Origin of the sequence: Streptomyces sp. NRRL B-24572 (assembly GCF_002156145.1) — a bacterium.
GTDB lineage: Bacteria > Actinomycetota > Actinomycetes > Streptomycetales > Streptomycetaceae > Streptomyces > Streptomyces vietnamensis.
Map to the genome: position 1 here is coordinate 1 of NZ_MWIG01000230.1, position 12,042 is coordinate 12,042.

At 73.5% G+C, this 12,042-nt stretch carries 11 protein-coding genes; 5 read left to right on the forward strand and 6 right to left on the reverse strand.

Features of this window, described 5'->3' with window-relative positions; all coding sequences use genetic code 11:
• The coding region (locus tag CCN56_RS14260) for a MarR family winged helix-turn-helix transcriptional regulator (RefSeq protein ID WP_179199842.1) at positions 1-475 on the reverse strand (475 nt) is incomplete at its 3' end.
• 137 nt (positions 476-612) lie between these two features.
• Here CCN56_RS14260 and ilvA point away from each other — a divergent pair.
• Complete coding sequence (ilvA, locus tag CCN56_RS14265) at positions 613-1,842, forward strand: threonine ammonia-lyase (protein ID WP_086826996.1); 1,230 nt, start codon at positions 613-615, stop codon at positions 1,840-1,842.
• Between the two features lie 98 nt (positions 1,843-1,940).
• Here ilvA and CCN56_RS14270 read toward each other — a convergent pair whose 3' ends face one another.
• Positions 1,941-2,426: a helix-turn-helix domain-containing protein gene (locus CCN56_RS14270; RefSeq protein ID WP_143664519.1), complete on the reverse strand. Its 486-nt coding sequence runs from the start codon at positions 2,424-2,426 to the stop codon at positions 1,941-1,943.
• Between the two features lie 266 nt (positions 2,427-2,692).
• On the opposite strand from CCN56_RS14270, the gene CCN56_RS14275 reads away from it, so the two are divergent.
• Both CCN56_RS14275 and CCN56_RS14280 read left to right on the forward strand, forming a co-directional pair.
• Positions 2,693-3,712 (forward strand): ATP-binding cassette domain-containing protein, encoded by a 1,020-nt coding sequence (locus tag CCN56_RS14275; protein ID WP_086827000.1) that lies wholly within the window; start codon positions 2,693-2,695, stop codon positions 3,710-3,712.
• On the forward strand, positions 3,709-4,563 hold the full coding sequence (locus CCN56_RS14280) for an ABC transporter permease (protein WP_086827002.1): 855 nt from the start codon (positions 3,709-3,711) through the stop codon (positions 4,561-4,563). The genes CCN56_RS14275 and CCN56_RS14280 overlap by 4 nt, the downstream gene beginning before the upstream one ends.
• 15 nt (positions 4,564-4,578) lie before the next feature.
• On the opposite strand, the gene CCN56_RS14285 is transcribed toward CCN56_RS14280, so the two are convergent.
• The 4 genes from CCN56_RS14285 to CCN56_RS14300 all read right to left on the reverse strand — a co-directional run bounded on the left by CCN56_RS14285 (position 4,579) and on the right by CCN56_RS14300 (position 10,530).
• Positions 4,579-6,870 carry a protein kinase gene (locus CCN56_RS14285; RefSeq protein ID WP_086827003.1) on the reverse strand — a complete coding sequence of 764 codons (2,292 nt, stop codon included), beginning with the start codon at positions 6,868-6,870 and terminating at the stop codon, positions 4,579-4,581.
• A gap of 4 nt (positions 6,871-6,874) precedes the next feature.
• A complete protein-coding gene (locus tag CCN56_RS14290; RefSeq protein ID WP_256961966.1) occupies positions 6,875-9,325 on the reverse strand; it encodes a PQQ-binding-like beta-propeller repeat protein in 2,451 nt (816 codons plus the stop codon).
• 116 nt (positions 9,326-9,441) lie between these two features.
• Positions 9,442-9,939 (reverse strand): transcription elongation factor GreA, encoded by a 498-nt coding sequence (gene greA / locus CCN56_RS14295; RefSeq protein ID WP_086827005.1) that lies wholly within the window; start codon positions 9,937-9,939, stop codon positions 9,442-9,444.
• A 189-nt stretch (positions 9,940-10,128) separates the two neighbouring features.
• Positions 10,129-10,530: a DUF4307 domain-containing protein gene (locus CCN56_RS14300; protein WP_086827007.1), complete on the reverse strand. Its 402-nt coding sequence runs from the start codon at positions 10,528-10,530 to the stop codon at positions 10,129-10,131.
• A 99-nt stretch (positions 10,531-10,629) separates the two neighbouring features.
• Between CCN56_RS14300 and mca the strand changes: the two genes are divergently transcribed.
• Together mca and CCN56_RS14310 are read left to right on the forward strand one after the other, a co-directional pair.
• Complete coding sequence (gene mca / locus CCN56_RS14305; RefSeq protein ID WP_041130962.1) at positions 10,630-11,511, forward strand: mycothiol conjugate amidase Mca; 882 nt, start codon at positions 10,630-10,632, stop codon at positions 11,509-11,511.
• Positions 11,504-11,740 (forward strand): hypothetical protein, encoded by a 237-nt coding sequence (locus tag CCN56_RS14310; RefSeq protein ID WP_086827009.1) that lies wholly within the window; start codon positions 11,504-11,506, stop codon positions 11,738-11,740. Before mca ends, CCN56_RS14310 begins: the two co-directional genes overlap by 8 nt.
• Positions 11,741-12,042 lie beyond the last annotated feature (302 nt).

Here is a 12,042-nt window from a genome sequence, read left to right on the forward strand (position 1 = left end):
GCGCCGACTGCCGTGCGGACAGGGCGGTGTTGAAGCGGGTGAGCAGCGTGCAGAAGGACTCCCGCTCCTCCGGCGTCCAGCCCTCCGTGACCTCGACCATCAGCTGGCGGCGCGAGGACCGGACCTCGTCGAGACGCGCGAGACCGCGCGGCGACAGCTGGAGCACGACCGCCCGCCCGTCCTCCGGGTGCGAGGTCCGCTTCACCAGGCCGGTGTCGACGAGCGGGGCGACCTGGCGGGTCACCGTGGACGAGTCGATCCCCATGCCCGCCGCGAGCGCCTTCACCCCCATCGGCCCTTCCTGGTCGAGACGGTTGAGGAGGAGGTAGGCCGCGCGGTCCATGGAGTTGCGGAGCTGGCCGGTGCCGCCGAGGCGGGTCTGCTCGGCCCGGCGGGCGAAGACGGCCACCTGGTGCTGGAGGGCATCGAGGAGACCGGGGTCGAGCGCAGTCGTCATGTCCTGAGAATTGGGCATGGCTGTGGGTCTCTCTCGTGCGGGGGTGGTCGGTCGGTGGGGGACAGAGTACGCGGCCCCGCCGGGGTCCGTACCGGCGCTGCGCAAACCCGCCCGCCGGGCGGCCACGGGGGCCGTGAGCTGGGAGACTTGCTGTCATGAGCTTCCGTACGCCACACCCCTTGCACCGGCTGATGCTCGACGACGTGCGGGGGGCGCAGAAGATGCTGGCCGGGGTGGCCAGGATGACGGCGATGGAGGGCAGCCGCCATCTGTCCTCGCTGGTGGGAGCCCCCGTCCACCTCAAGTGCGAGAACCTCCAGCGGACCGGTTCCTTCAAACTCCGCGGCGCGTACGTACGGATCTCCGGGCTGCGGCCCGAGGAGCGGGCCGCCGGGGTGGTCGCGGCCTCCGCCGGAAACCACGCGCAGGGCGTCGCGCTCGCCTCCAAACTGCTCGGGGTGCACGCCACCGTCTTCATGCCGGTCGGCGCCCCGCTGCCGAAGGTCGCCGCGACCCGCGACTACGGCGCGGACGTCCGGCTGCACGGCCACGTCGTCGACGAGACGCTCGCGGCGGCGGAGGAGTACGCCCACGAGACCGGCGCGGTCTTCATCCACCCCTTCGACCACCCCGACGTCATCGCCGGACAGGGCACGGTCGGCCTGGAGATCCTGGAGCAGTGCCCCGAGGTCCGGACGATCCTCGTCGGCATCGGCGGCGGCGGGCTCGCGGCCGGCATCGGACTCGCGGTGAAGTCGCTGCGCCCGGACGTGAAGGTCATCGGCGTCCAGGCGGAGGGCGCGGCCGCCTACCCGCCCTCGCTGGCCGCCGGACACCCCGTGGTGATCGACTCGCCGGTGACGATGGCGGACGGGATCAAGGTCGGACGCCCGGGCGACGTGCCGTTCGCCCTGGTCCGGGAGTACGTCGACGAGGTCCGTACGGTCTCCGAGGACGCCCTCTCCTCCGCCCTCCTCCTCTGCCTGGAGCGGGCGAAACTCCTGGTCGAACCGGCCGGCGCGAGCCCGGTCGCGGCGCTCCTCGCCGACCCGACGTCCTTCCGGGGCCCGGTCGTGGCGGTCCTCTCCGGCGGGAACGTCGACCCGCTGCTGCTCCAGCGGATCCTGCGGCACGGCATGGCCGCCGGGGGCCGCTACCTGAGCCTGCGGCTGCGGGTCACGGACCGGCCGGGGGCGCTCGCGACGCTGCTCGCGGTCCTGACGGTGGTCGACGCGAACGTCCTGGACGTGAGCCACGTGCGGACCGATCCGCGCCTCGGCCTGACGGAGGCGGAGGTCGAGCTGCACCTGGAGACGAAGGGCCCGGAGCACTGCCGGGAGGTGGAGGAGGCGCTGCGGGAGGCCGGGTACACGGTGCTCGGCTGACCCGTCGCGTAGACGGTGCTCGGCTGCCCACCGCGTACACGGTGCTCGGCTGCCCCACCGCGTCACGGTGCTCGGCTGACGTCCGCGCGTACGCCCCGTCAGTGCCCCCTGCGGAGCCGGCCGAGCACGGTCACCAGGCCGCCGCCGACCAGGGCGCCCGCCGCGAGCAGGCCCAGGGGCCGGCCGAGACCCGGCAGCCCGGACTCCCGCCGGGCGCGCCGGACGGTCGGGGTCGCGGGGGCGAGCGCCGGCTTCCCGCTCGGTACGCCTCCCCGCGCCGCGCCGCGGGCGGCCGTCTCGTGTGCGAGGGAGCGCTCCAGGCGGAGCAGGAGGGGGCCCGGGTCCGTCCCGGCGGCCGCGGCGAACTCCTCGACGGCGACCCGGGTCGGCAACTGCTTCTGGTTCAGGAACCGTTCCCACGAGGAGCGGCTGTAGTGGGTGCGCTGCGCGAGCTTGCCGTAGCTCAGCTCGTTGACGCCCTTGATGCGGCGCATCTCGGCGGCCAGTTCGGCCCAGGGCGTCGTCGCGTCACACCCGACGCAACCGGAACACCCCCGCTCACCGACCGCACTCGTCCCACTCATCTCGCTCGTCCCGCCTGTCGTCCCGCCCGTCCCACTCGTACCGTCGACCCCGCCCATCCCGTACTCCCCGTCATCGTCGTGCTCCGTGCCTGGACCCCAGCTTCGTCCCCGGCACCAACGGCCCGCCAACAGCGCGCCAACGACCGTCCCGGGACCCCGCCCGGGACGCCCGGGACGGTGGACGTATGTACGGATTCACCGGGCGCGAGATGTCCAGAAATCCTAGGATCGGTAGGAAACGCCCGAATCTCCCTGGGAGAATCCACATGCCAGGCGCGATATACGCCGAGGGCCTGGTGAAGACCTTCGGCGACGTACGAGCTCTGGACGGGGTGGACCTCGACGTACCCGAGGGCACCGTCCTGGGCATGCTCGGCCCGAACGGCGCGGGGAAGACGACCGCCGTGCGGGTCCTGACGACCCTCATCAGGCCCGACAGCGGACGGGCCGTCGTGGCCGGGATCGACGTCCTGGAGCGCCCCGACGCGGTCCGCCGCTCGATCGGCCTCTCCGGCCAGTTCGCGGCCGTCGACGAGTACCTCACCGGCCGCGAGAACCTCCAGATGGTCGGGCAGCTCTACCAGATGAGGGCGAAGGCCGCGAAGGAGCGGGCCGGTGAGCTGCTCGAACGGTTCCACCTCGCCGACGCCGCCGACCGGCCCGCCAAGACGTACTCCGGCGGCATGCGCCGCCGCCTCGACCTCGCGGCGGCCCTCGTCGTCTCCCCGCCGGTCATGTTCATGGACGAACCGACCACCGGCCTCGACCCGCGCAACCGGCAGGAGCTCTGGGGCGTCATCAAGGAGCTCGTCGCCGGCGGCACGACCCTGCTGCTCACCACCCAGTACCTGGAGGAGGCCGACCACCTCGCCCACGACATCTGCGTCGTCGACCACGGCAGGGTCATCGCCCGCGGCACCTCCGACCAGCTCAAGGCCCAGACGGGCGGCGAGCGCGTCGAGGTCGTCGTCCACGAGCCGGAGACGATCACCGACGCCCGGGACGTCCTCGCCCGCTACGGCATCGAGGGGATCGGCCACGGCGAGGTCTCCGTCGAGGAGCACACCCGCAAGCTCACCGTCCCCGTCACCGGCGGCGCCAAGCTGCTCGCCGAGGTCATCCGAGACCTGGACGCCGTCGGCGTGGAGATCGACGACATCGGCCTGCGCCGCCCGACCCTCGACGACGTCTTCCTCTCCCTCACCGGCCACGTGGCCGACCGGGGCGAGGAGGAGGGCGAGCAGGCGGCCGGGGGCAGGAAGGGCCGGAAGGAGGCCGTGAAGTGACCACCGTCCTGGGGCCGGCGGACCGACTGACCGCCCCGCGCCCGCGCGGGGGGATCGTCCAGTCCGTCAACGACTCGCTCGTGATCGCGCGCCGCAACCTGATCAGGATGTCCCGGATCCCCGAGGTGATCGTCTTCGGGCTGATCCAGCCGATCATGTTCGTGGTGCTGTTCAGCTACGTCTTCGGCGGCTCGATGCAGATCGGGAACTCCACCTCGCCGGACGTCTACCGCGAGTTCCTGATGGCCGGCATCTTCGCCCAGACCGTCACCTTCGCCACCGCCGGAGCGGGCGCGGGCATCGCCGACGACATGCACAAGGGCCTGATCGACCGCTTCCGCTCCCTGCCGATGGCCCGCGGCGCGGTCCTCACCGGCCGCACGCTCGCCGACCTGGTCCAGACGACGCTCACCCTCGTCGTCCTGACGGTCGTCGCCCTGCTCGTCGGCTGGCGCATCCACGAGGGCGTCCCCAAGGCGCTCGGCGCCTTCGCCCTCCTGCTCCTCCTCGGCTACGCCTTCTCCTGGATCGGGGCGCTGATCGGCCTGTCGGTCCGCACCCCCGAGGCGGCGACCTCGGGCGGGCTGATCTGGCTCTTCCCGGTCACGTTCATCTCGAACGCGTTCGTGGACTCCAGCAATCTGCCCTCCTGGCTCCAGCCCATCGCCGAGTGGAACCCGTTCAGCGCGACCGTGCAGGCCTGCCGCGTCCTCTTCGGCAACCCCGGCGTCTCCACCTCCGACGCCTGGCCGATGCAGCACCCGGTGTGGGCGTCGCTCCTCTGGTCGGTCCTGATCATCGTGGTCTTCCGGACCCTGTCGGTACGCAAGTACCGCTCGGCGACGGCGTGACGTCCCCCTGGAGCCTCAGGGCAGGTAGCCGGAGAAGACGAGGCCGTCGGGGAACGAGACGAAGGCCGCCCCTCCGGAGGCCAGCGGCTTCCCGCCGGCCTGGATCTCGAAGCCGTCGGGGAGCTTCGCCTCGAACGACTCGTAGTCGTCGTCGGAGGCGGGACCCGCCGCCGGGACGGACACCGCCTCGTTCTTGGCGGCGACGAGGACCCGGTTCCCCGCGAAGTACACCTCCTGCGCGGCGCCCTCGGTCAGGACGGGCAGCAGGGACCAGCGCCGCTCGCCGCTCGCCAGGTCGTAGGCGCTCACGAGCTGCCCGCTCGCCACCACCACCAGGCCGTCCGCGTTCACCGCGGGCCCTGCGGTCACCCCGGCGCCGAAGGACCGCTTCCGCCTCAGCGTCGCCCCGTCGAGGACCGTCACGGACCCGTCCGAGGAGCCCGTGCACAGCACGCCGCCGCTCTTCTCGTGCACCACGAACCGCTGGCAGTCCGCCGCTCCGCGCGCCACCTCCTTGCCGGTACGGGCGTCGAGCGCCACCGGCACGACCCCCAGCGGCACCAGGACCCGGCCCGCCGCCGCGACCGGTTCCTCCGGCAGGGCGTCGAGCGGCGTCCGCCACAGTTCCCTGCCGTCGGCGAGGCGCACGGCGGTCGCCAGGCCGGTCCGCTCGTCGCGCACGTTCACGTACGTCGAGTAGAGGACGCCGTCCCGCAGGTCGGTGCCCTTCACGGCCCAGTCGGTCCCGGGCGCCGGGATCCGGCCCCGCTCCTTTCCGTCCCGGACCCCGTACGCGACGACCCCGTCCGGCCCCGTCACGTACGCCGTGTCGCCGACGACCGCCGGGTACTGGGGCCCGCTGGGCAGCCCCTCGCCCCGGCCCGGCACCTTCCACACCTGCTTGCCGTTCGCCGCGCTCAGCCCGGTGACCGCGCCGCCGTTCCCGGGGCAGACCAGGACCTTCGGGGAGAGCGCGCAGCTGCCGACGCCCTGCTCGACCTCGGCGGTCCAGGGCGCCCAGCCCGCCGGACGCCGGGCGTGGTCCGTGGCGGCCGCGCCGAAGTCGTTGCCGTGGCCCTTGCCGCCGTACGGCAGGACGACCTGGCTCAGCGCGGCGATCGGCGGCGTGGTGGCGGTCGAGGGGCCACTGCTCGTCGGACCCGCGGCCCCGCCCGTGGCCGCACCGCCCTGCCCGCCGCCCCGGTTGAGGAGGACCACGCCGACCGTCGCCACCAGGGCCACCGCCACCGCGCCCGCGACCACCGCGCCCCACGGGCGGCGGCGCCGCTCCACGGGCGTCGAGGGGAGCACCGGCCGGCCCGTCAGCGCCGTGGGGGAGTACGGCACGACCGGCCCGAGCGTCGGCAGATCGGCCACGCCCGCGCCGGAGGCCGCCGCCTCCCCGGCGCTCCTGGCGGCCTCCCCGTACTCGGCGAGCAGCGAGAGCACCGGGCCGGGCCACGGGAACACCTCGGACGCGAAACCGCCGCCGAGCAGCTCCGCGACCTCCGCCGCCGACGGCCGCCGGTCCGGGTCGAGCCGCAGACACCGCTCCACGACCGGCCGCAGCTCCTCCGGGACGCCGTCGAGCTCGGCCTCGGCCCGGCTGATCCGGTAGATCACGGCCGCCATCTCGTCGTCGTGGAACGGCCCCCGGCCGCTCGCCGCGAACGCGAGGACCGCGCCCAGGCAGAACACGTCCGAGGCGGGCACCACCGCCCGGCTGCCCACCAGGTGCTCCGGCGACATGAACCCGGGGGAGCCCACGACCAGACCGGTCGAGGTCAGCGCGGTCGCCTCGAAGGCCTGCGCGATGCCGAAGTCGATCAGCTTGGGCCCGGCCGCGGCGAGCAGCACGTTCGCCGGCTTGAGGTCCCGGTGCAGCACCTTCACCTCGTGGACGCCCGCGAGGGCCCGCGCGAGGGCGGCCCCGAGGGCCCGGACGGTCCCGACGGGCAGCGCCCCGGACCGTACGACCGCCTCCGCGAGCGAGGGCCCCGGCACGTACTCGGTCGCCAGCCACGGCGACGGCGCGTCGGCGTCCGCGTCCACGAGCCGCGCGACGCCCGGCCCGTCCACGGTCCGCGCGGCCGCGATCTCCCGCCGGAAGCGGGTCCGGAAGTCTCCGTCGACCTCCAGGTCCTCCCGTACGGTCTTCACGGCGACCATCCGGTACGGATCGGCCGTCGGCGCGTCCGTCCGGCAGGCGAGGTGCACCTCGCCCATGCCGCCGGCGCCGAGGCGGGCGAGCAGCCGGTAGGGGCCGAGGAGCCGTGGGGGCTGTCCCGGCGGCAGGGCTTCCAGCAAGGGACTACTCCTCGGGCAGTGTGACGGAGGCGACGACCCCGGTGTCGTACACGACGTGGACGACACCGCCGAGCGGCAGCACCTCCGGCGGCCGGATCTCCCGGCCGATGTCGGTGCCGTTCCCCCGCTCGTACGGGTCCTTGGCGCGCGGCCCGGGGGCGCCGGGCACGGGCACGACGCGCTCCTTGCCGGGGGCGCCGTTCCGGCCGAGCGGCACCAGGTGCAGGGCCGAGAAGTCGGCGTAGACCAGGGTGTCCCCGGCGATCAGCGGGCCGGAGACGTACTGCTTCTTCCCGTCGGCGCCGGTGAGCGGGGGGATCGGGTAGTGGGCGAGGGTCTTGCCGGTGGTCGGGGCGAGGACGAACACGCCGGCGGGCCTGTCGGTGTTGCCCGAGTCGCGCCAGGGCAGTGGGCCCCGGTCGACGGCGACTGCGGTCCGGGCGGACACGGCGGCCGGCCAGGCGCCCGACTTCGTGACGTCGGCGGCCAGCGGGAGCCTGCCGCCGCCCGCCGGGGCGAGCGTCGCGGCGTCCAGGCGGTACAGCGCGAGCGTGGTCGTGAGCGTCGCGCAGTAGGCGTACCGGCCCTGGACGCTGAGACTGTCGCATTCCTTGGCCTCCGCCGGTACCTGGCCGCGCTGCTGTCCGGTCTTCGCGTCGAGCGCGACGAGACCGCCGTCGCTCAGCGCGTACACGAGGCCGTTCGCGTAGGCGACGGGCCCGAAGTCGCGGAACGCGCCCCGGGCGAGCTCGGCGTTGGTGAGCGAGGCGGACCACAGCCGGCGGCCGTCCGCCAGGGCGAAGGCCGTCACCTGGTCGCTCTCCTCGCCGGACAGGACGAAGACCGTGTCGTCGCCCACGATCGGCTGGGTGTTCAGCTTGGCCTGCGCGGGGTCCTTCTGCTCCCAGCGCACGGCGCCGCTGCGGGCGTCCCGGACCTGGAGGCGCCGGCCGGAGAGCAGGACGACGGAGTCGCCGTGGACGGCGGGAACGTTCGTGCTGCCCGCGACGAAGATGCCGCCGGTGGGCCCGATGGTGCTCGTGTCGTCCCGGGGGTCCGTCACCAGGTCCGCGGCCCACAGCCGCTTTCCGTTCGCCGGGTCGAGGGCCTCGTACCGCCCGTCCGTCGTCCGGCACACCAGCGCCTTCTCGCCGGTCGAGCAGCCGAGGGCGGGGGCGGTCAGCTTCGCCCGCCAGGGCTTCCAGCCGACCGGGCGCTGGGCGGCGTTCTGCGCGACGACACCCGAGGCGTCGGCGGTGCCCCGGCCGTCCACGCCCGGGACGCGGGGTCCGGCGGGCGGGGCCGCCTTCGCGGGGGCCTTCGGCGGCTCCGGATCGGGCCACAGGAGGTACGTGCCGAGGCCACCGGCGACGACGGCGAGCGCGAGGACGGCGGCGACCGCGCGCCTCCGCTTCCGGGGTGCCCCGGCGGCGGGACCGGCGGGCACGGTGGGCGCGGACACCGGCGCGAGCGTCGGTACGGAGTGCAGGCCGGGGACGGCCGGGGCGACCGCGGGACCGGCCGGTCCGGGCGCCGCCTCCAGGAGGGGCCCGCCCGAGGCGACGAGCCGGGCGAGCTCCCCGCCGTATTCGCCGATGTGCTCCCGTACGCCCTCCGGCCACGGGAAGACCTTCGCCGCCCCGGTGTCGAGCAGCCCGACGAGCGCCTCCGGCGTGGGCCGGTCCGCCGGGTCCAGGGCCAGGCAGGCGGCAATGGTCCCGCGCAGTTCCCCGGGGACCCGGCTCAGGTCGGCCTCGGCCTGGGAGACGCGGTACAGGACGGCCGCGAGGGGCCCGTCGCCGAAGGGGTCCTCGCCGGTCGCCGCGTAGCAGAGCAGCGAGCCGAGGCAGAAGACGTCGGAGGCGGCCGTGACCCGGCGGGCGCCGGCCACGTGCTCGGGGGACATGAAGGAGGGGGTGCCGACCATCATGCCGGTCGCGGTCATGGTGGTGGCGGTGTTGCTGCGGGCGATGCCGAAGTCGATGAGCCGGGGGCCGTCGACGGAGAGCATGACGTTGCCGGGCTTGAGGTCCCGGTGCAGGACCCCGGCCCCGTGCAGGTCGGCGAGGGCCCGGGCGACGTCCGCGCCGAGCGCCCGGACGGCGGCGACGGGCAGCGGGCCGCCGCGCCGCACGGCCTGCGAGAGGCTGGGCCCGGGGACGTAGGCGGTGGCCAGCCAGGGCGTCCCGGCGTCGGCGTCACCGCCGACGGGCGCGGCGGCGTAGGCGCTGTCGACGAGCGAGGCGACCTTGATCTCGCGCCGGAACCGGTCCCGGAAGGCCGGATCACCGGCGACGTCGCGGCGCACCGTCTTCACGGCGACGAAGGAGTCGCTCACGGTGTCCCCGGCGGCCCGCGCGAGGAACACCTCGCCCATGCCGCCGGCACCGAGGCGGGCGAGCACCTCGTACGGTCCGATCCGGCGTGGTGCGCCCTCGCGCAGTGGTCCCAGCACCTCGTCCTCCCCCTGGAGACATGCGTGACGCGTCGTCAGCCTCGCATCATTGCATGTGCATGCAGACCGAAGGGCCGGCCCCCACCGGGGCCGGCCCTTCGGTCGAGGAGTGCGGCTCAGCCGGTGTACGGCTTCGCGTTGAGGATCTTCACCGTGGCCTTCTTGCCGTTCGGCAGCTCGTACTGAGCGTCCTCGCCGACCTTCTTGCCGTTGACGCCGGAGCCGAGCGGCGACTGCGGCGAGTAGGTGTCGATGTCCTCGCTCGCGTACTCGCGGGAGGCGAGCAGGAAGGTCATCGTGTCGTCCTCGTCGCCGTCGAAGGCGATCGTGACGACCATGCCGGGCGCGACGACGCCCTCTTCGGCCGGGGCCTCGCCGACCTTGGCGTGCTCCAGGAGCTGAGTGAGCTGGCGGACCCGGAGCTCCTGCTTGCCCTGCTCCTCCTTGGCCGCGTGGTACCCGCCGTTCTCGCGCAGGTCGCCCTCCTCGCGCGCCGCAGCGATCTTGGCGGCGATCTCGGTGCGCGCGGGACCAGTCAGGTACTCAAGCTCGTCCTTGAGCTTGGTGTACGCCTCCTGGGTGAGCCAGGTGACGTTTTCGCTGGTCTGGGTCACAGGTGCTCCTCGTAGGTACTGGGAATACAAAGCATCGCCCTACACGGACAGCATGCGCTTCCCGGGTGGGCGAAATCACGAGCCTAACAATGAGTGGCGGAAAGCGGGAGGACATAAACCATCAAGATGGCGTCTCCCCAGGTCACCGCAGTGACTCGCCGGGACTCGTCACCCCGTCCCTACCCACCGCTACCGCGCCGTACACCCGATGAGCTCGGCACTCGTCGCACGGGCGGTCGTACGGAGCGTGAAGACGCGGTCGATCCGGGTGGCGGCGTCGTCGATCCGCACGTCCTTGCGGGCGACCTCGGTGCCGTCCTCGGAGCGGGAGCGCAGCGTGCAGACGCCCTTGGCGCCCTCGTCCTTGCGGATCTCCAGGTGGACCTGGACCTCGTCGGCGCTCACCACGTCGAACTTGATCATCTCGGCGCTGATCTTGTTGTCGACGACGTAGTGCCAGCCGAACCAGCCCATCACGCCGAGGAAGAGGACCCCGAGCACCGCTCCGGTGATCCTGAGCTTGCGGTCGGCCCGCTCGTCCGCGGAGCGCCCGTAGCGCCCCTCGGGCAGCTGCTCTCGCACCGCGCTCATGGGGGATCCTCTCGAAGCCGGGGGTGTGCGGAATTTTCGCTCCCCCGATTCCGTCACTATAGAGACCACCCTCCGCGTCGAATCACTGAGGATCGAGTCTTGACTGAGCAGCTGCGACTGATGGCCGTTCACGCCCACCCCGACGACGAGTCGAGCAAGGGTGCGGCCACGATGGCCAAGTACGTGTCCGAGGGGGTGGACGTCCTGGTGGTGACGTGCACGGGCGGCGAGCGCGGCTCGGTCCTGAACCCCAAGCTTCAGGGCGACCCCTACATCGAGGCGAACATCCACGAGGTGCGCCGCAAGGAGATGGACGAGGCCCGCGAGATCCTCGGCGTCTCGCAGGAATGGCTCGGCTTCGTCGACTCGGGCCTGCCCGAGGGCGACCCGCTGCCGCCGCTGCCCGAGGGCTGCTTCGCCCTGGAGGACGTGGACACGGCGGCCGGGGCCCTGGTCCGCAAGATCCGCTCCTTCCGTCCGCAGGTCGTCACGACCTACGACGAGAACGGCGGGTACCCGCACCCCGACCACATCATGACCCACAAGATCACGATGGTGGCCTTCGACGGCGCGGCCGACGCCGAGAAGTACCCCGAGGCCGAGTTCGGCCCGGTCTGGCAGCCGCTGAAGCTCTACTACAACCAGGGCTTCAACCGCCCCCGCACCGAGGCCCTGCACGAGGCCCTCCTGGCGCGCGGCCTGGAGTCGCCGTACGGGGACTGGCTGAAGCGCTGGGACGAGTTCGGCGGCAAGGCGCGCAACCTCACCACGCACGTCCCCTGCGCGGACTTCTTCGAGACCCGCGACAAGGCCCTGATCGCCCACCGCACCCAGATCGACCCCGACGGCGGCTGGTTCCGGGTCCCGATGGAGATCCAGAAGGAGGTCTGGCCGACGGAGGAGTACGAGCTCAGCAAGGCGCTGGTCCCGACCTCCCTCCCCGAGGAAGATCTCTTCGCGGGCATCCGCGACAATGCCTGACATGAGCGCACACCTGGCACTGACCCAGCTTGTCCCCTTCGCCGCCGAAGAGCTGGACAAGAACAAGGTGACACCCGGCGTCCTCGGCTTCGTCGTCTTCGCGGCCCTGGCCCTCGCGGTCTGGATGCTGATGAAGTCGATGAGCCGCCACATGGGCAAGATCTCCTTCGAGGAGACCCCGGACCCGAAGGCGACCCCGGACACCCCGGCGGCGGCCCCGGGCAAGTAGCCACCGGACGGCCCGGTCTCCCTCCAGGGAGCCCGGGCCGTCCAGGCTTCCGAACCCCGGCCCGGACGGCACCCACCGCCCACCGCGTGGGTCCGCGCCTGGGCTGGGCGGCGCCTTCCGCGGCCTGCCGTGTGGTCCCGCGCCCGGGCTGGCCGGTGCCCTTCGCGGCCTGCCGTGTGCGCCCGCGCCGGCGCCCGTGTGAGCCCGCGCCCGTGTGGGCCCGCGCCCGCGCCCGTGTGGGTCCGTGCCCCGCGCCCGGGTCGGGCGTCGCCCCGCTGCCGTGTGGGCAGGCGTCCCGCAGG

Coding starts and splice junctions, on each gene's coding strand:
- ilvA (WP_086826996.1), top strand. CDS start 613: ATGAGCTTCCGTACGCCACACCCCTTGCACCGGCTGATGCTCGACGAC.
- CCN56_RS14270 (WP_143664519.1), bottom strand. CDS start 2,426: ATGAGTGGGACGAGTGCGGTCGGTGAGCGGGGGTGTTCCGGTTGCGTC.
- CCN56_RS14275 (WP_086827000.1), top strand. CDS start 2,693: ATGCCAGGCGCGATATACGCCGAGGGCCTGGTGAAGACCTTCGGCGAC.
- CCN56_RS14300 (WP_086827007.1), bottom strand. CDS start 10,530: ATGAGCGCGGTGCGAGAGCAGCTGCCCGAGGGGCGCTACGGGCGCTCC.
- CCN56_RS14310 (WP_086827009.1), top strand. CDS start 11,504: ATGCCTGACATGAGCGCACACCTGGCACTGACCCAGCTTGTCCCCTTC.